Source organism: Devosia salina, from assembly GCF_019504385.1.
Lineage (GTDB): Bacteria > Pseudomonadota > Alphaproteobacteria > Rhizobiales > Devosiaceae > Devosia > Devosia salina.
The window spans coordinates 1,752,868-1,775,576 of sequence record NZ_CP080590.1 but is presented as its reverse complement, the minus strand read 5'-3'; the positions used below and the strand labels follow the sequence as shown (position 1 = coordinate 1,775,576).

At 62.9% G+C, this 22,709-nt stretch carries 21 protein-coding genes; 17 read left to right on the top strand and 4 right to left on the bottom strand.

What is annotated here, in order from left to right; all coding sequences use genetic code 11:
* Positions 1-2: 2 nt before the first annotated feature.
* The gene (locus tag K1X15_RS08460; RefSeq protein WP_220307021.1) at positions 3-647 is read right to left on the bottom strand and encodes a TetR/AcrR family transcriptional regulator; all 645 of its coding nucleotides are present in this window, start codon (positions 645-647) and stop codon (positions 3-5) included.
* 92 nt (positions 648-739) lie between these two features.
* Here K1X15_RS08460 and K1X15_RS08455 point away from each other — a divergent pair, with 92 nt between their 5' ends.
* Positions 740-1,225 (top strand): methyltransferase family protein, encoded by a 486-nt coding sequence (locus tag K1X15_RS08455; protein WP_220307020.1) that lies wholly within the window; start codon positions 740-742, stop codon positions 1,223-1,225.
* A gap of 25 nt (positions 1,226-1,250) precedes the next feature.
* On the opposite strand, the gene rnd is transcribed toward K1X15_RS08455, so the two are convergent.
* Positions 1,251-2,420: a ribonuclease D gene (gene rnd / locus K1X15_RS08450; RefSeq protein WP_220307019.1), complete on the bottom strand. Its 1,170-nt coding sequence runs from the start codon at positions 2,418-2,420 to the stop codon at positions 1,251-1,253.
* Between the two features lie 184 nt (positions 2,421-2,604).
* Here rnd and aspS point away from each other — a divergent pair, with 184 nt between their 5' ends.
* The 15 genes from aspS (at position 2,605) to arr (ending at position 19,774) form a co-directional block, all read left to right on the top strand.
* Positions 2,605-4,395, top strand: coding sequence for an aspartate--tRNA ligase (aspS, locus tag K1X15_RS08445; protein WP_220307018.1), 1,791 nt, complete (start codon positions 2,605-2,607; stop codon positions 4,393-4,395).
* A 166-nt stretch (positions 4,396-4,561) separates the two neighbouring features.
* Positions 4,562-6,160: an EAL domain-containing protein gene (locus tag K1X15_RS08440; RefSeq protein WP_220307017.1), complete on the top strand. Its 1,599-nt coding sequence runs from the start codon at positions 4,562-4,564 to the stop codon at positions 6,158-6,160.
* A gap of 201 nt (positions 6,161-6,361) precedes the next feature.
* A complete protein-coding gene (locus tag K1X15_RS08435) occupies positions 6,362-8,647 on the top strand; it encodes an NADP-dependent malic enzyme (RefSeq protein ID WP_276315317.1) in 2,286 nt (761 codons plus the stop codon).
* 135 nt (positions 8,648-8,782) lie between these two features.
* On the top strand, positions 8,783-9,754 hold the full coding sequence (locus K1X15_RS08430) for a ribose-phosphate diphosphokinase (RefSeq protein ID WP_220307016.1): 972 nt from the start codon (positions 8,783-8,785) through the stop codon (positions 9,752-9,754).
* Between the two features lie 57 nt (positions 9,755-9,811).
* Positions 9,812-10,210 carry an FtsB family cell division protein gene (locus K1X15_RS08425; RefSeq protein WP_220307015.1) on the top strand — a complete coding sequence of 133 codons (399 nt, stop codon included), beginning with the start codon at positions 9,812-9,814 and terminating at the stop codon, positions 10,208-10,210.
* Positions 10,211-10,325: 115 nt separating this feature from the next.
* The gene (gene pdhA / locus K1X15_RS08420; RefSeq protein WP_220307014.1) at positions 10,326-11,345 is read left to right on the top strand and encodes a pyruvate dehydrogenase (acetyl-transferring) E1 component subunit alpha; all 1,020 of its coding nucleotides are present in this window, start codon (positions 10,326-10,328) and stop codon (positions 11,343-11,345) included.
* Between the two features lie 8 nt (positions 11,346-11,353).
* Positions 11,354-11,746 carry a hypothetical protein gene (locus tag K1X15_RS08415; RefSeq protein WP_220307013.1) on the top strand — a complete coding sequence of 131 codons (393 nt, stop codon included), beginning with the start codon at positions 11,354-11,356 and terminating at the stop codon, positions 11,744-11,746.
* A gap of 1 nt (position 11,747) precedes the next feature.
* Positions 11,748-13,142 carry a pyruvate dehydrogenase complex E1 component subunit beta gene (locus K1X15_RS08410; RefSeq protein ID WP_220307012.1) on the top strand — a complete coding sequence of 465 codons (1,395 nt, stop codon included), beginning with the start codon at positions 11,748-11,750 and terminating at the stop codon, positions 13,140-13,142.
* A gap of 11 nt (positions 13,143-13,153) precedes the next feature.
* The gene (locus K1X15_RS08405) at positions 13,154-14,509 is read left to right on the top strand and encodes a pyruvate dehydrogenase complex dihydrolipoamide acetyltransferase (protein ID WP_220307011.1); all 1,356 of its coding nucleotides are present in this window, start codon (positions 13,154-13,156) and stop codon (positions 14,507-14,509) included.
* Between the two features lie 10 nt (positions 14,510-14,519).
* Positions 14,520-15,167, top strand: coding sequence for an SGNH/GDSL hydrolase family protein (locus K1X15_RS08400; protein ID WP_220307010.1), 648 nt, complete (start codon positions 14,520-14,522; stop codon positions 15,165-15,167).
* 24 nt (positions 15,168-15,191) lie between these two features.
* Positions 15,192-16,631: a dihydrolipoyl dehydrogenase gene (lpdA, locus tag K1X15_RS08395; protein WP_220307009.1), complete on the top strand. Its 1,440-nt coding sequence runs from the start codon at positions 15,192-15,194 to the stop codon at positions 16,629-16,631.
* Positions 16,632-16,713: 82 nt separating this feature from the next.
* The gene (locus K1X15_RS08390) at positions 16,714-17,754 is read left to right on the top strand and encodes a Gfo/Idh/MocA family protein (RefSeq protein WP_220307008.1); all 1,041 of its coding nucleotides are present in this window, start codon (positions 16,714-16,716) and stop codon (positions 17,752-17,754) included.
* 92 nt (positions 17,755-17,846) lie between these two features.
* Complete coding sequence (lipA, locus tag K1X15_RS08385; protein ID WP_220307007.1) at positions 17,847-18,800, top strand: lipoyl synthase; 954 nt, start codon at positions 17,847-17,849, stop codon at positions 18,798-18,800.
* A gap of 1 nt (position 18,801) precedes the next feature.
* Positions 18,802-19,245 (top strand): type II toxin-antitoxin system RatA family toxin, encoded by a 444-nt coding sequence (locus K1X15_RS08380; RefSeq protein ID WP_220307006.1) that lies wholly within the window; start codon positions 18,802-18,804, stop codon positions 19,243-19,245.
* 106 nt (positions 19,246-19,351) lie between these two features.
* Complete coding sequence (arr, locus tag K1X15_RS08375) at positions 19,352-19,774, top strand: NAD(+)--rifampin ADP-ribosyltransferase (protein WP_220307005.1); 423 nt, start codon at positions 19,352-19,354, stop codon at positions 19,772-19,774.
* Positions 19,775-19,825: 51 nt separating this feature from the next.
* On the opposite strand, the gene K1X15_RS08370 is transcribed toward arr, so the two are convergent.
* Together K1X15_RS08370 and K1X15_RS08365 are read right to left on the bottom strand one after the other, a co-directional pair.
* On the bottom strand, positions 19,826-20,332 hold the full coding sequence (locus tag K1X15_RS08370) for a CinA family protein (protein ID WP_220307004.1): 507 nt from the start codon (positions 20,330-20,332) through the stop codon (positions 19,826-19,828).
* On the bottom strand, positions 20,333-21,523 hold the full coding sequence (locus K1X15_RS08365) for a bifunctional 2-C-methyl-D-erythritol 4-phosphate cytidylyltransferase/2-C-methyl-D-erythritol 2,4-cyclodiphosphate synthase (RefSeq protein WP_220307003.1): 1,191 nt from the start codon (positions 21,521-21,523) through the stop codon (positions 20,333-20,335).
* A 182-nt stretch (positions 21,524-21,705) separates the two neighbouring features.
* On the opposite strand from K1X15_RS08365, the gene dusB reads away from it, so the two are divergent.
* A complete protein-coding gene (gene dusB / locus K1X15_RS08360) occupies positions 21,706-22,707 on the top strand; it encodes a tRNA dihydrouridine synthase DusB (RefSeq protein ID WP_240549696.1) in 1,002 nt (333 codons plus the stop codon).
* Positions 22,708-22,709 lie beyond the last annotated feature (2 nt).

Sequence of the window (22,709 nt, the reverse complement as noted above, 5' to 3'; positions counted from 1 at the left end):
GTTCAGGCCAGCAGAAGGCGGTGCAGCACTGTCCGGAACCAGTCCCGATTGGTCTCCGGCGTTGCCCCCAATTGCTCAACCCGCAGCGACCAAAGTTCCGGGCTGACCACAGACCACAGAATGTCTCCTGCCGCCTCGACGGTGAGATCTGGTCGCAGGGCGCCCGCCTCTTCGAGCGTGGTGATCAGCCGGCCGAGATTGCGCCGGCGAGCCTGATGCAGTTCCGAATAGAGTTCGGCCATTTCAGGGTCAGTCTCCGCCGCTGACCGCACGACCGCCAGAATGGGCGCGGCGCGGGAAAGCAGTTCTGCGATGTCGCTCGCGAAGGCGTCGATGATTGCCGGGCCGCTGGTGGCCGTCAGCACCCTTGCGCGTTGTTCCTGCTGCATGAAGGGCGTCTGCTGCTGACCCCCGCGCATGGCGCGGATAACCAACTCGTGGACGATGGTCCTCTTGTTGCGGAAACGCGCATAGATCGTTTCGGGCGAAACATCGGCTTCCCTGGCAATTGCGGCAATCGTCGTGGCACCCCAGCCGTTCTTGCGGAACAGGCTTTCGGCGGCATCGAGCACCGCCTCTCGGGTTGCTTCCGCCTGCTTCTGGCGCTGCCCCGAGCGGTAGGCACGTTTTGGCTTGACGTCGCTCATATTTGGGTACAGTAATACATTATTGAATTTACCGCAACTCTACCTAAATGCGTAGGCGCCTTCGCCGCGCTTGTCCAGCCATGGAGGTCAGGATGGAGTTCTCGCATATCACGGCGCCAGCGCGCCCTTCGCCAGTGTTCATGTTGCCCCCGCCGCTCTATTTCGGTCTCAGCTTCGGGCTTGCCATGCTGCTGCAGCGCCTTGTGCCTCTTACGCTGCCGGACTTCGGGGCCAGACCCATGATGGGTTGGCTCTTGATCGCCGCCGGTATCGCCTTTGGCCCCATACTGGCGGCCTTCTTTCTGCTGCGGCGTACGACCCTCAATCCGTTCGGATCGCCGCGCCGGCTCTTCGAGGGCGGCGTTTATCGGCTGAGCAGGAACCCGATGTATCTGGGCGTCATCATGATCTACGTGGGAGGGTGTTTCCTCGCCGGAAGTTACTGGCCCTTGCTGCTCCTCATAGTGCCGCTCGGACTACTGGCGCAGATCGTCATTCCCTATGAGGAAGCATCGATGCGCCTGACATTTGGCCCCGCATATGAGGACTATTGCCACCGCGTCAGGCGTTGGCTCTAGGCGTCGATCAGAGCGCGGGCCACTTCTACTCGGCTGCCTCGGCCTGGCTGACCGGAAATTCCACGATACCCTTGCGGGTGGCAATCAGGCCAATCCGGCCATGCTTGATGGCCAGGGCCTTTTCACCGAAGAGCTTGCGACGCCAGCCCTTGAGCGCAGGCACGTCGGCATCGTCGTCCAGCACCAGGGCGTCGATTTCGTCGGACGTCGCGATGATGCGGGCGGCAACGCCATGCTGTTCGGCGACGGCCTTGAGCAGCACGCGCACCAGGTCACCCACGGCCCCCTTGGGGGATGGCCCGCGATAGCGTTCGGGCAGGGCCGGCAGGGCGGACTTGGGCAGCGCCTCGACATCCTTGAGCAAGGCCATGATCTCGCCGGCCGCACTGCTGCGGCCAAAGCCGCGCGGCACGGCCCGGAGCTTTTCAAACGCTTCGCTGTTCAGGGGACGCTGCGTGGCCAGTTCGCCCAGCACGTCGTCCTTGAGAATGCGGCTGCGCGGTTGGTCGGTATCCTGGGCCTTCTGTTCGCGCCACTGCGCCAGCACCTTGAGCGCGGCGAGGTCGCGTGGCCGGTTGAACTTCATCTTCAGGCGTTCCCAGGCCTGTTCGGGCTTGACCACATAGGTGTCGAGGCTGCGCAGGGTGGTCATCTCGTCTTCGACCCAGTCCCAGCGCCGCGTGGCCTCAACCTGATGGCGCAACTCCCGGTAGATGTCGCGCAGCCAGGTGACGTCGGCGATGGCATAGGTGCGCTGCTTGTCGGTCAGCGGACGCGCTGACCAGTCGGTGAAGCGGGAGGACTTGTCGAGTTCAACCTTGCAGATCGAGCGCACCAGGCTGTCATAGGACGCGCTGTCCCCAAAGCCGCAGACACTGGCTGCCACCTGGGTGTCGAAGATATTGTGCGGCACCGCCCCGGTGAGCTTGACGAAGATCTCCACATCCTGGCGCGCGGCGTGGAACACCTTGGTCACATTGGGATTGGCCAGGAGAGCGAAAAACGGGGCCAGCTTGATGTCGGGCGCGAGGGGATCGATCAGCACCGCTTCATCGTCCGTCGCCACCTGGATCAGGCAAAGCCGGGGCCAATAGGTCGTCTCACGCAGAAATTCGGTATCGACCGTCACAAACTCAAACTTGGCAGCGCGCTCGCAGAATTCGGCAAGCACGTCTGTGGAAATAATGAGGTCCATACCCACTACCGTCTCAAAATCGTCAACATTCTTCCTAGCAGGTGCAGCCCGAATGCTCCACCTTCGATTTCCCTTGCGGTAAAGGCGCGAAAGCCGATATGCCCCGCTGCTTGACAAGCGGGGTCTGCCATGCGCTTTTCCCGCCCACGAATCCGGCCTTTCTCCAGCATTTTCGAGACGTGACATGACCCTTCATCGCTACCGTTCCCACACCTGTGGCGCCCTGACGGCGGCCGATGCGGGCAATACTGTCCGCCTCAGCGGCTGGGTCCACCGCGTTCGCGACCATGGCGGCCTGCTGTTCATCGACCTCCGCGACCATTACGGCATTACCCAATGCGTCATCGATCCCGATTCCGCGGCCTTCCCGGATGCCGAAAAGGTGCGCTCGGAGTGGGTGCTGCGCATCGACGGCGAGGTGAAGCTGCGCGACGCTGCGGCCGTAAACCCCAACATCCCGACCGGCACGATTGAAGTGTTCATCCGTGAGATCGAAGTCCTTTCGGTCGCGAGGGAATTGCCGCTGCCTGTGTTTGGCGATGCCGAATACCCGGAAGACATTCGCCTGCGCTATCGCTTCCTCGACCTCAGACGCGAGAAGCTGCATGCCAATATCGTCAAGCGCACCAAGATCATTTCGGCCATGCGCGCCGGCATGGGCGGGGCAGGGTTCACCGAATTCTCAACGCCGATCCTGACTGCCTCTTCGCCCGAAGGTGCGCGCGACTTCCTGGTGCCCAGCCGCATCCATCCGGGCAAGTTCTTCGCGCTGCCCCAGGCGCCGCAGCAGTACAAGCAGCTGCTCATGGTGGCTGGCTTCGATCGCTATTTCCAGGTTGCACCCTGCTTCCGCGACGAGGATCCGCGGGCTGACCGCCTGCCGGGCGAGTTCTACCAGCTCGACCTCGAGATGAGCTTTGTGACCCAGGAAGACATCTGGAACACGGTCGAACCGGTGATGACCGAAGTGTTTGAGAAGTTTGCCGATGGCAAGCGCGTCACCAAGGGTTGGCCGCGCATCCCCTATGATGTGGCAATCCGCAAATATGGCTCGGACAAGCCGGACCTGCGCAACCCGATCGAAATCCAGGGTGTCACCGAGCACTTCGCCGGTTCGGGCTTCAAGGTCTTCGCCAACCAGATCGAGGCCGATCCAAAGGTCGAAGTCTGGGCCATTCCGGCCAAGAACAAGGCCGGCGCCGAGCCGATCGGCCGCGCCTTCTGCGACCGCATGAACGCCTGGGCGCAGGGCGAGGGCCAGCCGGGCCTTGGCTATATCTTCTTCAAGGACGGGCAGGGTTCGGGCCCGATCGCCAAGAATATCGGCGAGGAGCGCACGGCCGCTCTCAAGGCCCAACTCGGCCTCGAAGACGGCGATGCTGTGTTCTTCGTCGCCGGCCGTCCCGAGAAATTCTACAAGTTCGCCGGCGAGGCCCGCACCAAGGTGGGTACCGATCTGGGCGTGGTCGATACCGAGCAGTTCGCGCTGTGCTGGATCGTCGATTTCCCGTTCTACGAGTGGGACGAGGAAGAAAAGCGGGTGGATTTCGCCCACAACCCGTTCTCGATGCCCCAGGGTGGGCTTGAGGCTCTCAACTCGGCCGATCCGCTGTCGCTCAAGGCGTACCAGTATGACGCGGTCTGCAACGGTTTCGAGATCGCCTCCGGGTCGATCCGTAACCAGGAGCCGGAGACCATGGTCAAGGCCTTCGAGTTGACGGGCAAGTCCCGCGCGGAAGTTGAGGAGCAGTTCGGTGGCCTCTATCGCGCCTTCCAGTATGGCGCCCCGCCACATGGTGGCGCCGCCTTCGGCATCGATCGTATCGTCATGCTGCTGTGTGGCGTGGCCAACCTGCGCGAAATCACGGCATTCCCGATGAACCAGCAGGCCGAAGACCTGCTGATGGGGGCGCCAAGCCCGGCGGACAACAAGCAGCTGCGCGAGCTAAGTCTTCGCATCAACCTGCAGAGCTGAGCCTGACCGGTCGGGCGTTCAGCCGACGTGACAAGTAAAGGGGCGGTCCTTGCGACGGCCCCTTTTTGCTGCGCCATGGTTAGCGCTGGTTAATCAGCATTAACGACCCGTTAAAACCTTGCTTGCTAGCTAGGTAGGCAAGATTTTCCGGGTTCGGATTCGCAGTGTGAAGTCCAAGTTCTCCCATGTCCTGATGCTGCTGGGCGCCGTGCTGGCGTTCGTGCCGATCGTCGCGGTGGACTATCTATTGGACGCCTATGTTCAGTACCGGGAAAAAACCTATGCGCAATCGTATGTTGAGACGATAAGCTCACACATAAATGCCAGTGCCATGGACGGGGTTGCCGCCCTGCGCAAGGTGATTGCGGCCAGTCCGTCCCTCTGTACGCCGACCTTTGTCACCAATGCGCAGACCGCGATCGAGGCCAGTCTCAATTTGAAGCAGTTCCTCGTCGAGAATCTCGACGGGGTCCAGTATTGCGACGCCTATGGACGCATGGTGAACAGCTCGCCGCTGTCGCAGCCCTTGCCGGTGCCGGGACTGACCGAGACCATGACTGCGGTCAAGCTCGGTGACATGGCGATGCCGGTCCTCAAGATCACCCAGACGTTCGGGGAGACGCGCCGGGTATCGGCATTCGTGCCCCTACTGGGAGAGTCCGAAAGTGCTCTGTCTCAGACACTGCCCGATGCCGCCATGATGCGGGTGACGCTGACCAATGGTCTTTCCATCGTCACGATCGGGGATCCGTCGGGATTTGACCGGCGGACGACGAGCGCGGACTATGTCAGCGCCCAGGGCTATGCGGGGCAGTTCCCCATCAAGGTGGAATTTGCGGTGCCCTTCGCCATGGTGCGGGCGAGCTATGCCGATCTCGACGTGGTCTTCACCGTCATCGCCTGTATCGCCAGCGCCGCCTTCCTTCTGTTGAACCTGAGCTATGTCCGCCGGTCCCGCGTGCCAGCCTTCGACCTGGAGCGGGCGATCGAGCGTAACGAGATCAAGCCCTATTACCAACCGGTGATCAATCTGCGCACCGGCGCGCTTGTGGGGTGCGAAGTGCTGTGTCGCTGGGAGAAGCGGAATGGCCAGGTAATACCGCCCGGCGCCTTCATCGACTATGCCGAGGTCACGGGCCTCGCCATTCCCATGACCGTGTCGCTGATGCAGCAGGTACGGAACGATTTGGGCGAGTTGTCCAAAACCATCCCGGACATGAAGATCTCCATCAACCTGTTCGAGGGGCATTTCCGCGACGTCGGCATTGTCGAGGACGTGCAGGCGATCTTCGGCCAATCGCCGATCAGTTTCCGGCAGTTGGTGTTCGAGATTACCGAGCGCCGGCCGCTCAACAATTCCATGACCACGACAAGCGTTATTTCCGGCCTGCACGCCCTGGGTGCGCGCCTCGCCATGGACGACGCGGGCACGGGCCATTCGAACCTGGCCTATCTCGCGACGCTGGGCGTCGACGTGATCAAGATCGACCGCATCTTTGTGGACATGATCAAGCCGGGCACGACCCAGGTGCCGGTTCTGGATGGGCTGATTGCCATGGCCAAGGATCTCGATTGCGAAATCGTCGCCGAAGGCGTGGAAACCGAAGAGCAGGCGCTTTATCTGCGCTCGCGCGGCGTGCTGCATGCGCAGGGCTACATCTTTGCCCCCGCGCTCAAGGTCGGGGCGTTCAAGGAACTGGCAATGGCTCTTCATACTGCCGGCAATCCGCAGCCGCAGCTCGAAGTGGTGGCCTCGGCGGCCTGATCGGGGTCTTCGGACACATCGACGCGTCGCTATAGCCGATCCTGTCCCATCCCTGTCACCGAAATCGATGCCGAGTTTCCGGCCGATGGCGGTGCGCCGCAATTTTGCCCCGGACTCGACGCCAAGGGCGTATCCGGCCTTTTCAATCCTGACGATTGATGGCACCAACGCGGCCAACAGGCCTGCCGGGGAGAGAGTTTCGTGTCCACCGATATCAACGAACAGCGCAAGGCACTTCGGGACGCTGCGCTGCATTTTCATGAGTTTCCCAAGCCCGGCAAGCTGGAGATCCAGCCGCTGAAGCCGCTCGGCAACCAGCGCGACCTGGCCTTGGCCTATTCTCCAGGTGTCGCTGCGCCCTGCGAGGAAATCGCCCAGACGCCAGAAGCGGTCGCGCGTTACACGTCACGCCAGAACCTGGTGGCGGTCATTTCGAATGGCACGGCCGTGCTGGGCCTCGGAAATATCGGCGCTCTGGCTTCCAAGCCGGTGATGGAAGGCAAGGCGGTCCTCTTCAAGAAGTTCGCTGGCATTGATGTGTTCGATCTCGAGATCGACGAGATCAACCCGCAGAAGTTCATCGATGCGGTCGCGCCACTCTGGCCGACCTTTGGCGGCATCAATCTCGAGGATATTCGCGCTCCTGATTGTTTCGAAATCGAGGAAAACCTGCGCGAGCGCATGCCGATCCCGGTCTTTCACGACGACCAGCACGGCACCGCAATCATCGTGGGCGCAGCGGTGCTCAATGGGCTGGAACTGGCTGGCAAGAAGATCAGCGACGTCAAGATCTGCACGTCCGGGGCAGGGGCGGCGGCCATTGCCTGCCTCAACGTGCTCGTGGCCCTTGGCGCCAGGCATGAGAACATCTGGGTTGCGGACAAGGATGGCCTGGTCACGCACAAGCGCAATGACGTCAATGACAAGTGGCGTGGCCAGTTCCGCCGCACCAGCGAAGCCACCACGCTGGCCGAAGTCATCGACGGCGCCGACGTGTTCCTGGGCCTGTCCGCCGCCGGCGCATTGAAGCCCGAAATGCTGGCGAAGATGGCACCCAAGCCATTGATCCTGGCGCTCGCCAATCCCAATCCCGAGATCATGCCGGAGGTGGCCAAGGAGACCCGGCCCGACGCCATGGTCTGCACGGGACGGTCGGACTATCCCAACCAGGTCAATAACGTCCTCTGCTTCCCATTCATCTTCCGCGGCGCGCTCGACGTCCACGCCACCACCATCAACGAAGAGATGAAGCTGGCGGCCGTGCGGGCCATCGCCAAGTTGGCGCATGAACCGGGGTTGGAAGTGTCGCCCTCCGGCGCGCCGGCCGTTTACGGTCCGGAACACATCATCCCCAATCCTTTCGATCAGCGTCTGATCCTGCGCATCGCGCCGGCGGTGGCTCGGGCCGCAATGGAATCGGGTGTCGCCAAGAAGCCGATCGAAGACTGGGACGCCTATCTCGACAGCCTCAACCGCTTTGTGTTCCGCTCCGGCCTCGTCATGAAGCCGATCATCGACCGGGCACAGGGGCAGGGCAAGCGCATCGCCTTTGCCGATGGCGAGGACGAACGCGTATTGCGGGCCGCACAGGTTCTGCTCGAGGAAGGCATTGCCCGTCCCATCCTGATCGGTCGCCCCGCCGTGCTGGAGGCGCGCATTGAGCGTTTCGGCCTGTCTATCCAGCCGGGGCGGGATTTCGAGGTCATCAACCCCGAAGACGATCCACGCTACCGGGACTATGTGAACCTCTTCCACTCGCTGGTGGGCCGCAACGGGGTGACACCGGACACGGCGCGCACCATCGTACGCACCAATACCACCGTGATCGGCGCGCTGGCGCTCAAGCGCGGTGAGGCCGACGCGATGCTTTGTGGCCTTCAGGGCCGTTACATCAAGCATGTTCGGGACATTCGCTCGATCGTCGGGCTGCAACCTGGTGTCACCGAGGCCTCGGCGCTGTCCATGCTGATCATGCCGCGCGGCGCGTTCTTCCTCACCGACACCTATGTGAGCCAGAATCCGAGCGCCGACGAGATCGTCTCCATCACGCTGCAGGCCCGCGACCACCTCAAGCGCTTCAACATCGAGGCGAAGGCCGCGCTGCTGAGCTATTCCAATTTCGGGTCGCGCGACGGCGACAGCGCCTACAAGATGCGGGAGGCCTATACCAAGCTGAAGGCCATTGCACCGGACATGATCGTCGAGGGCGAGATGCAGGGTGACCTGGCGCTGAACGAGGCCCTGCGCGAGCGCTATATTCCCGATACCGTGCTCAAGGGCGAAGCCAATCTATTGGTGTTCCCTGACCTTGATGCTGCCAATCTGTCGATGACCCTGCTCAAGGAGATGAACAACGGCCTGGCTGTCGGCCCAATCCTGATGGGCATGCAGGCGCCGGCGCATATCCTGGCGCCCTCGGTCACCAGCCGCGGCATTGTCAACATGGCGGCAATTGCGGCCAATGAAGCGCTCGGGGCGGCGAAGTGATCTGACGCGCGGCATCCTCACGCTGATGCGCTCCCGGCCCAGCCGGGGGCGTGTGTCATGTGGTGAGCCAACGGTTGCCCGGTGCGGCGCCATGGGGTAAGGACAGGCACCGCCGCTAAAAGCCGAGGATGCTCCATGAACCCGATTGCCGTGTTCGCAGGCAGTTCGCATCCTGAGCTGGCGCGGGAAATCTGCATGCAGCTGGGTGTCCCGCTGCAGCCGACGGCCATCAAGCGCTTTTCCAATGACTGCCTGGAAGTGCAATTGCAGGCCAATTGCCGCGAGCAGGATGTGTTCCTCATCCAGACGCTCAGCGCCCCCGTGCAGGATCATCTGGTCGAATTGCTGCTGATGCTGGATGCGGCGCGTGGTGCCTCGGCGGCACGCATAACGGCGGTCATCCCGCACTATGCCTATGCCCGTTCCGACAAGAAGGACGCGCCGCGTATTTCCATCGGTGGGAGAATGGTGGCCGACCTGCTGGCAACGGCGGGCGCCAATCGCGTGGTCACCATGACCCTGCATTCACCCCAGGTACACGGCTTCTTCAGCGTGCCGGTGGACCATCTGCATGCACTGGGCGAACTGGCTGCGTATTTTCAGCGCTATGACCTGAGCAATGCCGTGGTGGTGTCTCCAGACCTGGGCAATGCCAAGGCTGCGGCCGCGTTTGCGCGGCGGCTGGGCACGCCCGTGGCCGCGGGCGCCAAGGAGCGGATCAGTGACACCAAGGTGCATATTTCGGCAATTATCGGTGATGTCCGGGATCGCGATGTGATCGTTCTGGATGACGAGATTGCCAGTGGCGGCTCGATGATCGAACTCATGGCGCATCTGCGGTCCAATGGCGCCCGCTCGATCCGCATTGCCTGCACGCATGGCATCTTTGCCGGCCGGGCGCTGGAAAGGCTTTGTGCCGAACGCGACTTGAGCGAGATCGTTTGCACCAATACCCTGCCGATCGCACAGCAACATGCCGGGGACAAGCTGACCGTGCTGTCGCTGGCACCCGCGCTGGCAGAGGCCATGCGGCGGATCAACAACGGTGAGTCGGTCAGCGCGTTGTTCCACGATGTGCCCCGTCCGGATCGTGCTGCGGCCGAATAGGAAACCGGGCATTAATCCCTTGTCTGGCATGGTCGGGCATCTGCAATCGGTCCGCCCATGCCCACCCGTCTCAAACGTCCCCCATTCTGGCGTCCACTGGCTCTGACGGTGGCGCTGCTCGGCTTTCAGGCCTATCTGGGATACTCGGCGATCTCCGGGCAGTTCGGCATCGAAAGCCGCGAGGAGATACTTGCGGATATCGAGGTTCTCGAGGACCGCAGTGCTGCCCTGCAGGCGGAGATCGACGCCTACAGGCATCGCGTTTCGCTGATGAACCCGCAGCATCTGGATCCGGACCTCGTCACCGAGCGGGCGCGCGCCTTGCTCAACATGGCCAATGCCGATGACATTCTGGTGATGGTGAATCCCGATACGGGTAAACCAATTTCCGGTCAATTCGTAGAATTAATCGATAATCAGTTAATCTCGATTATTGAAGCGGATTCAACGCTCTAAATCCTGTTTCATGCGTGTTGCCGGGCAATGTTATTGCCAAGCGGCTTGCAGTATCATGCTCAAAGTGGCCTGATCGGCCGAAGCGGCAATTTCCCCGACCCAAGCGGAGTGTAGAATGGCGCGCAAGGCGACGGCCACCAAGGCCAAGACGCAGCCCAATGTCCCCCAGTTCACCCAGGAACAGGATCTCGAAGCTTTCCGCGAGATGCTGCTGATCCGCCGCTTCGAGGAAAAGGCCGGCCAGATGTATGGCATGGGCCTGATCGGCGGCTTCTGCCATCTCTATATCGGGCAGGAAGCGGTCGTGACCGGCATCACCATGGCCAGCGAGAAGGGCAAGGACGCCCAGATCACCGGCTATCGTGACCATGGGCACATGCTGGTCATGGGCCTTGATCCCAAGGGCGTGATGGCCGAGCTGACCGGCCGTCAGGGCGGCCTTTCCAAGGGCAAGGGCGGCTCGATGCACATGTTCTCCAACGAGCATCGCTTCTATGGCGGCAATGGCATCGTCGGCGCGCAGGTTTCCCTGGGCACCGGTCTGGCCTTTGCATCCAAATATTCCGGCGACGGTTCGGTCTCCATTGCCTATTTCGGCGATGGTGCTGCCAATCAGGGCCAGGTCTATGAGAGCTTCAACATGGCCAAGCTCTGGAACCTGCCGGTGGTCTACATCATCGAGAACAACAAATATGCCATGGGGACGTCGATCGAGCGCGCGGCGGCGACGACCGATTTTTCCATGCGCGGCGCCTCGTTCAATATTCCCGGCGAGCAGGTCGACGGGATGGATGTGCGCATGGTCTACGACGCGGCTCAACGCGCTATCGAGCATGCCCGTTCGGGCAAGGGCCCCTATATCCTCGAAATGCTGACCTACCGCTATCGCGGCCACTCCATGTCCGATCCGGCCAAGTACCGGTCCAAGGACGAGGTGACGAAGTACCGTCAGGAGCGTGACCCGATCGAGCAGGTGCGGGCGCGGCTGCTCGAGGGCGGTTCGATCACCGAGGAAGAGCTCAAGAAGATCGAGACCGAAATCCGTGCCATCGTCACCGAGGCGGCCGATTTCGCGACCAATGACCCCGAGCCCGATGCTGCCGAGCTCTGGACCGATATCACCATCGAAGCCTGAGGCGGTCCATGACCATTCTGCTCGGCGTTGTCCTGCTGTTCGCGGCGCTTTCGGCGGTCGTGGCCGCCTTACAGGCGTCCGCGATCAGCCGGTTGGCGCCCGCCGGTCAATGGCGCGGCTGGCTTTTTGGCTGGTGGCGCTTCGCCGAGATCGAACAGCGCGCCGGGCTCGCCGGTGAAGCGCAGGCGGCCAGCTACAAGCGGGCCGTCATTGCGGCCGTTGCTTTCGTGATCCTTGGGCTGGTGCTGAGCGGCTGGGTCGTGAATCAGCGGCCCAGCGGCGCTGCCGAAATCACTTCAAAGAAATCGAATGGCTGGCGGATCGACACCGCAGGCCTTGTCCCCAATTCCATTCTCCGCCCTGTGGCCTCCATGCCCGGCGCGATCCTCGTGGAGAGCTGATATGCCCCAAATCCTCATGCCCGCTTTGTCGCCGACCATGGAAGAAGGCAAGCTTGCCAAATGGATCGTCAAGGTCGGTGACAAGGTGAGGTCCGGCGATGTGCTGGCCGAAATCGAAACCGACAAGGCGACCATGGAAGTCGAGTCGGTGGATGAAGGCACCGTCACGGAAATCCTGGTCGCCGAAGGCACCGAAAGCGTGAAGGTCAACACCCCGATCGCCCTGGTGCTTGCCGAAGGCGAGACGGCCGACAGCGCCGCGGCGCCGGTGGCGGAAACCGCACCGGAACCGGCCGAGGCGCCGGTTGCTGCCGCTGAAAAGGCCGCCGAGGCGGCTCCAGCCGCTGCCGCTGTGCCCGCAGCGCCGAAGTTCGAGCCGCAGGCCGATCCGGATCTGCCCGAAGGCGTGGAAATGGTCGAGTTGACGGTGCGTCAGGCGCTGAACGAGGCCATGGCCGAGGAAATGCGGCTCGACAAGGACGTCTTCATCATGGGTGAAGAGGTCGCCGAATATCAGGGCGCCTACAAGGTGACCCAGGGCCTGTTGCAGGAATTCGGCAAGGACCGCGTCATCGATACCCCGATCACCGAGCATGGTTTTGCCGGTCTCGCCGTCGGTGCGGCCTTTGCGGGCCTGAAGCCCATCGTCGAATTCATGACCTGGAATTTTGCCATGCAGGCGATTGACCAGATCATCAACTCGGCTGCCAAGCAGCTCTATATGTCGGGCGGACAGGTCAAGGCGCCCATGGTGTTCCGCGGCCCCAACGGCGCCGCCGCCCGCGTGGGTGCGCAGCACAGCCAGGATTATTCGGCATGGTACAGCCACGTTCCGGGCCTCACCGTCATCGCGCCCTATAGCGCCGCCGACGCCAAGGGCCTGCTCAAGGCCGCCATCCGTTCGCCCAATCCGGTGGTGTTCCTCGAAAACGAAATCCTCTACGGCTCGACTGGCCTCGTGCCCAAGGTCGACGATTTCGTGCTGCCCATCGGCAAGGCCCGCATTGCCCGCAAGGGTGCGGATGTCACCATCGTGTCCTTCTCGATGGGCATGCGCTACGCCACCCAGGCCACCGAAAAGCTGGTCGCAGCCGGCATTGATGTGGAACTGATCGACCTGCGTACACTGCGCCCGCTCGACATCGACACGGTGATCGAGTCGGTCAAGAAGACCGGCCGCCTGGTGACGGTCGAGGAGGGGTGGCCGCAGGGCGGTATCGGCTCGGAGATTTCGGCCCGCGTCATGGAAGGCGCATTCGACTATCTCGACGCGCCGGTCACCCGAGTCACCGGCAAGGACGTGCCCATGCCCTATGCCGCCAACCTCGAAAAGCTGGCGCTGCCCAACGTTGATGAAGTGATCGCGGCGGTCAACGCCGTGACCTATCGCTCGTAAGGAGAACCGGGATGCCAATTGATATAACTATGCCGGCGCTCTCTCCGACGATGGAAGAGGGCAAGCTTGCCAAGTGGCACGTCAAGGAAGGCGACAGCGTTTCCTCCGGTGACGTGATCGCCGAGATCGAGACCGACAAGGCCACGATGGAAGTCGAGGCCGTCGACGAGGGCAAAATCGGCAAGATTCTCGTCGCTGAAGGCACCGACAATGTGAAGGTCAATGCCGTCATCGCCGTGCTGCTGCAGGAAGGCGAGGACGCCAGTGCCATTGGCACGGCCGCTCCGGCACCGAAGGCGGAAGCGCCCAAGGCTGAGGCGCCCAAGGCCGCAGAGCCTGCGCCCGCTCCCGCCGCCGCCCCGGCGCCGGCAGCAAAGACCGAGGCGCCAAAACCTGCCGCGACACCGGCCAAGGCCGATGGCGGCCGCGTTTTCGCGTCGCCGCTGGCCAAGCGCCTCGCCAAGGAAGCTGGCATCGATGTGGCCGCCATTTCCGGCACCGGCCCCAAGGGCCGCGTCGTAAAGTCGGACGTGGAAGCCGCCAAGTCGGGCAAGACACCGCTCAAGGCTGCTGCATCTGCCGCTTCGGCCGCTGCCGCATCGGGTGGCGCCGCCATGGCCGGCGGGCTCAGCAAGGCCCAGGTGCTGGCGCTCTATGAGGAAGGCACCTACGAGCTGGTTCCGGCCGATGGCATGCGCAAGACCATCGCGGCGCGCCTGACCGAGTCCAAGCAGACTGTGCCGCATTTCTACCTGACGGTGGATTGCAGGATCGACTCCCTGCTGGCCGCCCGCGAGCAGATCAATGCGACGGCGCCCAAGTCCAAGGACGGCAAGCCGGAATTCAAGCTTTCGGTCAATGACTTCGTGATGAAGGCCTGGGCCATTGCCTTGCAGCGCGTGCCGCTTGCAAACGCCACTTGGGCGGGGGATTCGATCCTCTATCACAAGCGAAGCGACGTTGCGGTGGCTGTGGCTATTCCGGGCGGCCTCTTCACTCCCGTGGTCAAGAGCTGCGACACCAAGAGCCTGCGCGAGATTTCCGAGGCCGTGAAGGACCTCGCGACCCGTGCCCGCAACAAGAAACTGATGCCGCACGAATATCAGGGCGGTGCTTCGTCGGTCTCGAACCTGGGCATGTTCGGCATCAAGGACTTTGCTGCGGTGATCAACCCGCCGCATGGCACGATCCTGGCCGTCGGCGTGGGCGAGGAACGTGTCTATCCCGACAAGGGTGAGATCAAGATCGGCCAGTTCATGACCTGCACGCTCTCCTGTGATCATCGCTCGGTCGACGGTGCTCTGGGGGCCGAAGTGCTGGGCGTGTTCAAGGGCCTGATCGAAAATCCGGTGATGATGCTGGCTTAGGGATTTGGCGATGAAGACCATTCTCGCCTATGGCGACAGCCTGACCCATGGCACCGATCCCGGTGGTGGTCCGCGGTATGCCTATGAGGATCGCTGGCCGACGACGCTTGAAATGGGGCTCGATGGCAAGGCGCGCGTCATTGCCGAGGGCCTTGGCGGGCGCGCCACGGCCTATGACGACAGGACGGCGGCGGCCGACCGGAACGGCGCACGGATCTTGCCCACGCTGCTGGACAGCCACAAGCCGCTCGATCTCGTCATCATCATGCTGGGGACCAATGATCTGAAACCCTTCGTCGCGGGCACTGCTGCCTTCGCGGCACGGGGCGCGCGGCGGCTGATCGAGATGACCCGCGGTCACTTTGCCGCCATTGGCGAAGCCGCGCCGCAGATCATCCTGGTGTCGCCGCCGCATGTGGTGCCGACAACCAATGAGAACATGCTGAGCAATTTCGGTGGTCTCGAGCACCTGCTGCGCGAGTCGCAGGATTTCGCCCGGCACTATCGTCGTCACGCCGAGGAAACCGGCGTTGCCTTCTTCGACGCCGCCACGGTTGCCAAGGCCGATCCGCGCGACGGCGTGCATCTCGACGCGACCAATACGCGGGCCATCGGCGAAGGCCTCGTTCCGCTGGTAAAACAGGTTCTGGGTCTCTGACCCCGTCTTATTCTGGAGGCCCTTATGGCTGACCAATACGATCTTCTCGTCATCGGCGCCGGTCCCGGCGGTTATCTCGCCGCTATCCGCGGCGCCCAGCTGGGCATGAAGGTGGCCATTGTCGAGCGCGAGCACATGGCCGGTATCTGCTCGAACTGGGGTTGTATCCCCACCAAGGCGCTGCTGCGCTCGGCGGAAATCTACGGCCATATGGGCCACGCCAAGGATTATGGCCTCACCGCCGAGAAGTTCGGCTTCGACCTCGACGGCATCGTCAAGCGTTCGCGCGCCATTGCGGCGCAGATGAACAATGGCGTGCAGTTCCTGATGAAGAAGAACAAGATCGACACCATCTGGGGCGAGGCCACGATCACCAAGCCCGGTGAGGTCAAGGTCGCCCCGACCAAGAAGAAGATCGTCGAGCCGCAGGGGCCGGTGCCCAAGAATGCGCTGGGCGAGGGGACCTACAAGGCCAGGAACATCATCATTGCCACCGGCGCGCGTCCGCGCGTGCTGCCGGGCATCGAGCCGGATGGCGACAAGATCTGGACCTATTTCGAGGCACTGAAGCCCGCCGAAATGCCCAAGAGCCTCGTCGTCATGGGTTCGGGCGCCATCGGCATCGAGTTTGCCTCCTTCTATCGCTCGCTGGGCGCCGATGTGACGGTCATCGAGCTCTTGCCGCAAATCCTGCCCGTGGAGGACGCCGAGATTTCGGGCCTCGCCCGCAAGCGGCTGGAAAAGCGTGGCATCAAGTTCCTCACCGAAGCCAAGGTTGCCAAGGTTGAAAAGACCAAGGATGGGGTGGTTGCCCATGTCGAGACCAAGGACGGCAAGACCCAGCAGATCGCTGGCGACAAGCTGATCTCGGCCGTTGGCGTGCAGTGCAATATTGAAGGGCTTGGGCTGGAAACGGTTGGCGTCAAGACCGAGCGCGGCGCCATTGTCATCGACGGCTATGGCAAGACCAATGTCGAGGGCATCTGGGCCATCGGCGACGTCGCGGGCCCGCCGATGCTGGCGCACAAGGCCGAACATGAAGCGGTCATCACGGTCGAAAAGATCGCCGGCATGAAGGTGCATGGCCTCGACAAGACCAAGGTGCCGGGCTGCACCTATTGCGAGCCGCAGGTCGCCAGCGTCGGCCTGACCGAAGCCAAGGCCAAGGAAGCCGGGCGCGAGATCAAGGTCGGCCGCTTCCCCTTCGTGGGCAATGGCAAGGCGATTGCCCTGGGGGAACCCGACGGGCTGGTCAAGACCATTTTCGACGCCAAGACCGGTGAATTGCTGGGCGCCCACATGGTGGGTGCAGAAGTGACCGAACTGATCCAGGGCTTCGTGGTTGCCATGAACCTCGAGACCACCGAGGAAGAGCTGATCCACACCATTTTCCCGCATCCGACGCTCAGCGAAACGATGAAGGAAAGTGTGCTCGACGCCTATGGGCGTGCGCTGAACATCTAGCGCCCGCCCATCGGGCGTCACGCGGCCGAGGCCGGGATGACGCCTGCGCGGGACAACACCAAGACCCAAAGGAGCTATCCATATGGTCAAGGCAATCCAGATTGGTCTGGGACACTGGGGTTTCAGCTGGTCGAAAGACGTGATCCCAAAGGTTCCTGCCGTCGAGATGGTGGGCTTTGTGGATACCAATCCGGAGGCGACCAGCCGGGTACAGACCGAACTGGGCATCGACCCGAAGCTTTGCTTCGGCAGCCTGGAGGACGCGGCGCACCATACCGACGCGAAGCTGGCCCTGTGCACGCTGCGCACCGAAGCGCATTACCCCGTCGTGAAGCGCTGCCTGGAGCTCGGCCTCAACGTGCTGGTGGAAAAGCCTTTCACCACCACCATCGCCCAGGGCAAGGAGCTGGTGGCCCTCGCCAAGGCGCAGGGCAAGGTGCTCATGGTCAGCCAGAACTATCGCCACCAGCCGGCGCCGATCGCGGCCGCGCAATTGATTGCCGACGGCAAATTCGGCGCGCTCAACATGGTCTCGATCGACTTCCGCCGCCATGGCCCGAGCCAGGGCTATCGCTATTGGGATATGCCCGATCCGCTGCTCGCGGACATGTCGATCCACCATTTCGACCTGATGCGGTTCGTGCTGGGCGATGAGCCCGTGCGGCTCTCCTGCCGTACCTGGAACCCACCTGGCAGCCCGTTCCGCTTCGATCCGAGCGGCGTCGCCACCATCGAATTCTCCAAGGGCACGGTGGTGTCCTATCGCGCCAGCTGGATGAACTCGGGGCCGGTGACGCCCTGGGCCGGCGAATGGGTGATGGATGGGGCCGAGGGGCAGATCGCCTGGTCATCCCGCGACCATTTCCGCGACAAGGCGGGCCCGGACGTGCTGACGCTGCAGCCGCTCGATGGCAAGCGGGAAAAGGTCAAGCTCGACAAGATCAAATACCCGGACCGCACTGGCACGCTCAACACCATCGCCAATGTGCTCGACACAGGCCTGGTGCCGCGCGGGTTCAGTTCAGGCGAAGACAATCTGGGTTCCTTGGCACTGGTGCAGGGCACCATCCTCTCGGCGTCGCGCGGCGGCGACTGGGTGGAAATGACGGAAATCATGGGATAGGCGGCCTGCATGGCTGCCCATCACCCATAAGGCCGGGTTGAACCGGCCACCCAAGGGAGCGATATAGGGGCAAATCCCCAGTCAGGACTGACATGGTCACGCTCATCGACAATTCGGCTGTAAAGCCTCGCCACCCGGAAAAGGCCAATCGGCCAGACAGCACCGTGCTGCGCAAGCCGGACTGGATCCGGGTCAAGGCGCCGGGCTCGCCGGTCTACAATGAAACGCAGAAGATCGTGCGCGAGAACAATCTCGTCACAGTCTGCGAGGAAGCCGGCTGCCCCAATATCGGCGAGTGCTGGAGCAAGAAGCACGCGACCATGATGATCATGGGCGAGGTCTGCACCCGCGCCTGCGCCTTCTGCAATGTCCGTACCGGCCTGCCCGGGCCCCTCGACCCGCACGAGCCGGAAAACGTCGCCATTGCGGTCGAAAAGCTTGGGCTCGAACATGTCGTGATCACCTCGGTGGACCGCGACGATCTCGCCGATGGCGGTGCACAGCACTTTGCCGATGTGATTCTCGCCATCCGCGCCCGCAATCCGAGGACGACCATCGAAATCCTGACCCCGGACTTCCTGCGCAAGGAGGGGTCACTCGAGATCGTGGTGGCGGCCAAGCCGGATGTGTTCAACCACAATCTCGAAACCGTGCCGTCGAAATATCTCAAGGTCCGTCCGGGCGCGCGCTATTTCCACTCGATCCGTCTGCTGCAGCGGGTCAAGGAGCTCGATCCCACCATCTTCACCAAGTCCGGCATCATGGTGGGTCTGGGCGAGGAACGGAACGAGGTTCTGCAACTTATGGACGATCTGCGCTCCGCCGAGGTGGATTTCCTGACCATCGGCCAGTATCTGCAGCCGACCAAGAAGCATTATCCGCTGCAGCGCTTCGTGACGCCGGAAGAGTTCAAGTCCTATGCCACGGTGGCGACCGCGAAGGGGTTCCTGCTGGTCTCGTCGAGCCCGCTGACGCGCTCCTCGCATCATGCCGGCGAAGATTTTGCACGCCTCAGGGCCAACCGGATGGCAAGGCTCGGCCACTGAGATGAAGCGCTTCTACGAACAGCATGTGCCGCACCTGCCGGAGCGGATGTTCGAGATCGTCTCCGATCTCGAGGACTATCCGCGTTTCATTCCCAATTGCCAAGCGATGGCAGTGCGCAAGGATGCTGCGGCGGGTGCCAAGGACGTGCGGCTGGCCAAGATGACGATATCGTTCGGGCCGATCACGCAATCCTATACCAGCCGCGTCACGCTCGATCCCACGGCGCGCACCATCCGCGCCAAGGCCGTGGACGGCCCGTTCTCCTATCTCGACTCGGTATGGAGCTTCGAGCCCGAAGGGCAGGGGACGCGCGTGCGCTTCGAGATCGACTTCAAGATTTCCAACCCGCTGATCGCGGCTGTGGCCGAGCCGGCCTTCGCCGCCAAGCAGGAAGAAATCATGCGTGCCTTCTGCGACGAGGCCGACCGGCGCTTCGGGGACTAGGCGGCGCCAAGTGGGCCGATCGGGCCTTTGGTGATACGCCTTGATCCCTGGCCATCGCGCTGTCGCTCGACGTGACACGCGATCGCACAAAGCATTTTCGAAGGGGATGCCCGACGTGTTGGACGCAGGACCATTCTTTCACGGCACAATCGCGGATTTGCGCGCAGGGGACCTTCTCATGCCGGGATACCGGTCGAACTACCGCCCCGAAGTGGTGATGAACCACATCTATTTCACGGCCCTGGTCGACGGCGCGGGACTTGCAGCCGAGATAGCGGCTGCGCTGGTCAGTAGCGGTTCGACCCCGCGCGTTTATCTCGTTGAGCCGACCGGGCCCTTCGAGAATGATCCGAATGTGACTGACAAGAAATTTCCGGGCAATCCTACGCGGTCTTATCGCAGTGTCGCGCCGCTCAGGGTTGTCAGTGAAATCATGGAGTGGGCCCGGTTGACGCCCGAGGCGCTGCAGGTCTGGCGGGCGCGGCTGATCGACCGTGCTCCTGATGAGCGGGGCGATATCATCAACTGATCCGCGACAATACCGAACCGCGGCGGAACCCGTCGGTCCGGCCATTGTGGATCAGGGACTGGGCGGATCGCTGGTCAGCACCTGCAGGACAAGGTCGAGGGCCGCATCGACGGTGGCCTTGCGGATAGCGTCGCGACCGAGATCGCCAAAGCGGTGCTCGATGACCACGGTCGCTAGGTCCGAGGACACTGCGACATAGACCAGGCCGATCGGCTTCTTGTCCGTGCCCCCGTCCGGACCGGCAATGCCGGTGGCTGCCACCGCGAAATCGGCGCGCGCGGTGTTACGGGCCCCGTCTGCCATGGCGCGGGCTACCTGATTGCTCACCGCGCCATAGTCGGCGATGAGCCGGGGCTGCACCTGGATCATGCGGGACTTGGCTGAATTGGCATAGGTAATGTAGCCGCCGTAAAGGGCGGCAGAGGCGCCGGGAATGTCGGTCAGCGCCGAAGCGATCATACCGCCCGTACAGCTTTCCGCGGTCACGATGGTCTGGTTGCGTTCGGCCAGGAGGTCGATGATCTGCTTGCCCACGCTGGGCTTTGCCTTGGCTGCCATTCAGTCGACCCTCGGCACTTCCACGCTTGCACTCGCCATCGCCACGATCCCTTCCTCCCGCCCGATGAATCCGAGCTTTTCATTGGTTGTCGCCTTGACCGCCACGCGACCTGCAGAAATGCCGAGCGTTTCGGCAATCACGGCGCACATGGCGGGCGCGTGAGATGCAATCCTCGGCGCTTCGGCGGCGATTGTCACGTCCAGATTGACAATCCGTCCCCCAAGTCGGGCCACAAGGTCTCCGGCATGGCGCAGGAAGACTGTCGAGGCGGCGCCTTTCCAGCGCATGTCGCTGGGCGGAAAATGCACGCCGATATCGCCTTCGCCGATGGCGCCGAGGATGGCATCGGTCAGCGCATGCAGGGCGACGTCCGCGTCGGAATGGCCCTGCAGCTTTGCCGTGTGCGGTATCTTGACCCCACAGAGCCAGACGGCGTCGCCCGGCGCAAAGGGATGAACGTCGTAGCCGGTGCCGATGCGGGTTTCTGTGCCCAGGTCTGCCATGGCGATGCGCTCCGCGCGGGTGAAATCTTCGGGATGGGTGATCTTGATGTTATTGCGCTCACCCTCGACCATGGCCACGCGCAGCCCGGCCCATTCGGCGATCTCGGCGTCGTCGGTGAATTCGCGCCGGACCGTGCCGGTGCGCATATGAGCCGAAAAGATCTGGCCGAAACGGAAGCCCTGCGGCGTCTGCGCCGCAAAGAGCTGGCGCCGGTCTTCGGTGGTCGCGACCAGTTGGCCATCGAGCGAGCGCTTGATGGTGTCGGTTACCGGCAAGGTCGGGAGCGCGCCGTCGTGCTGGTCGAGGGCGGTGATGACACGGCCGAACAGGTCAGGGGAGGCGAAGGGCCGTGCCGCATCGTGGATGAGCACGCGGTCGGGTCGAAGTGGGGCCAGTGCTTTGAGGCCCTCCAGCACCGAAGCCTGGCGGCTTGCGCCACCCGGGACGGCGGGCAGAAGGCGCGGATCGGCCAGTCCCAGGGACGCGTATAGCTCGGCATGATCGGGGTGGATGACCGGCAGCACGTGGCTGACGGCCTCATGGGCGAGGCACGCATCCACGGTCCGCGACAGAACCGGTTTACCCGCAACCGGGCGATACTGCTTTGGAACGGCGCTGTCACCGCTCCCGGCGCGTTCGCCCTTGCCCGCGGCAACGATGATGACGGCTATGGATTTTGAACGCATGGCGATATAGGCACTTCGAAACGGAAACCATCATCTTTGCTAAGGGTCTAGCTGCCGCCCCGCCATGCGGCAAGAGCAGGGCTGATTTCTGCAGCTGCGACAGTGCGAAGCGGTTGCACGCCCCCGCAAAATGATTATTGTGCGGGCATCATCGCCAAATTGAACAATTCTGGGGCAATTCGTTGAGAGACAATGCCTGTGCATTGAGCATCGGGGGGCATGCCGTTCGCAATCGCGCCTTCCTCGCGCCGATGGCGGGCATTACCGACCGCCCGTTCCGCGAAATTGCCGAACGGTACGGGGCGGGGCTCGTCGTGTCCGAGATGGTCGCCAGCTCGGCCCTGACCACCGGCCACGAGGGCATGGTGCGCAAGCTGACGCGCGCCGGAACCCTCCCACATATGGTGCAACTGGCCGGCTGCGAGCCGCAATGGATGGCCGAGGGCGCGCGGATCGCCGAAGGGGCAGGGGCAGACATCATCGACATCAATTTCGGCTGCCCGGCCAAGCGCGTGACCAATGGTTATGCCGGTTCGGCGCTGATGCGCGTGCCTGACCAGGCGTTGGCCATCGTCGAGGCGGTCAGCGGCGCGACCACGCGACCCGTCACCGTCAAGATGCGACTGGGCTGGGACGATGACAGCCTCAACGCGGCGCAGATCGCCAGGCTGGCCGTCAGTGCCGGTGCGCAGATGATCACGGTGCATGGCCGGACCCGGCAGCAGTTCTACAAGGGCACGGCGCGCTGGGCGCTGGTGCGCAGGGTCGTCGAGGCCGTGGATGTGCCGGTAGTGGTCAATGGCGACATTGTCGATATTGCCACAGCCCGGCAGGCTCTCTCTGAGTCGGGCGCAGCGGCAGTCATGCTGGGGCGTGGCGCGCAGGGACAACCCTGGCGCGTCGGCCAGATCGGAGCGCTGCTCGATGGTGGCGTCGCGCCGGAGGCGCCCCGGGGCGACGAGCTGGTGGACCTGATCCAGCGCCATTACGAAGACATGCTGGTCGACTACGGCACCGAGGTCGGGCTGCGCGGGGCCCGCAAGCATCTCGACTGGTATGCCGAGGCGGCGGGACTGGGGCTCGACAAGCCAACACGCAAGGCTCTGCTCGACAATGACGACACAAAGGCCGTGCTGGCGTTGATCGGCACGCTGTTTTCCGGCGAGTGGAGGGCTGCGGCGTGAGT

Bases quoted from the DNA above. Each gene is read 5' to 3' on its own strand.
- K1X15_RS08400 (WP_220307010.1), top strand. From the start codon at position 14,520: ATGAAGACCATTCTCGCCTATGGCGACAGCCTGACCCATGGCACCGAT.
- K1X15_RS08410 (WP_220307012.1), top strand. From the start codon at position 11,748: ATGCCCCAAATCCTCATGCCCGCTTTGTCGCCGACCATGGAAGAAGGC.
- K1X15_RS08405 (WP_220307011.1), top strand. From the start codon at position 13,154: ATGCCAATTGATATAACTATGCCGGCGCTCTCTCCGACGATGGAAGAG.
- K1X15_RS08455 (WP_220307020.1), top strand. From the start codon at position 740: ATGGAGTTCTCGCATATCACGGCGCCAGCGCGCCCTTCGCCAGTGTTC.
- K1X15_RS08425 (WP_220307015.1), top strand. From the start codon at position 9,812: ATGCCCACCCGTCTCAAACGTCCCCCATTCTGGCGTCCACTGGCTCTG.
- K1X15_RS08430 (WP_220307016.1), top strand. From the start codon at position 8,783: ATGAACCCGATTGCCGTGTTCGCAGGCAGTTCGCATCCTGAGCTGGCG.
- K1X15_RS08380 (WP_220307006.1), top strand. From the start codon at position 18,802: ATGAAGCGCTTCTACGAACAGCATGTGCCGCACCTGCCGGAGCGGATG.
- lipA (WP_220307007.1), top strand. From the start codon at position 17,847: ATGGTCACGCTCATCGACAATTCGGCTGTAAAGCCTCGCCACCCGGAA.
- K1X15_RS08370 (WP_220307004.1), bottom strand. From the start codon at position 20,332: ATGGCAGCCAAGGCAAAGCCCAGCGTGGGCAAGCAGATCATCGACCTC.
- lpdA (WP_220307009.1), top strand. From the start codon at position 15,192: ATGGCTGACCAATACGATCTTCTCGTCATCGGCGCCGGTCCCGGCGGT.
- K1X15_RS08365 (WP_220307003.1), bottom strand. From the start codon at position 21,523: ATGCGTTCAAAATCCATAGCCGTCATCATCGTTGCCGCGGGCAAGGGC.
- pdhA (WP_220307014.1), top strand. From the start codon at position 10,326: ATGGCGCGCAAGGCGACGGCCACCAAGGCCAAGACGCAGCCCAATGTC.
- K1X15_RS08390 (WP_220307008.1), top strand. From the start codon at position 16,714: ATGGTCAAGGCAATCCAGATTGGTCTGGGACACTGGGGTTTCAGCTGG.
- arr (WP_220307005.1), top strand. From the start codon at position 19,352: ATGCCCGACGTGTTGGACGCAGGACCATTCTTTCACGGCACAATCGCG.
- aspS (WP_220307018.1), top strand. From the start codon at position 2,605: ATGACCCTTCATCGCTACCGTTCCCACACCTGTGGCGCCCTGACGGCG.
- rnd (WP_220307019.1), bottom strand. From the start codon at position 2,420: ATGGACCTCATTATTTCCACAGACGTGCTTGCCGAATTCTGCGAGCGC.
- K1X15_RS08415 (WP_220307013.1), top strand. From the start codon at position 11,354: ATGACCATTCTGCTCGGCGTTGTCCTGCTGTTCGCGGCGCTTTCGGCG.
- K1X15_RS08460 (WP_220307021.1), bottom strand. From the start codon at position 647: ATGAGCGACGTCAAGCCAAAACGTGCCTACCGCTCGGGGCAGCGCCAG.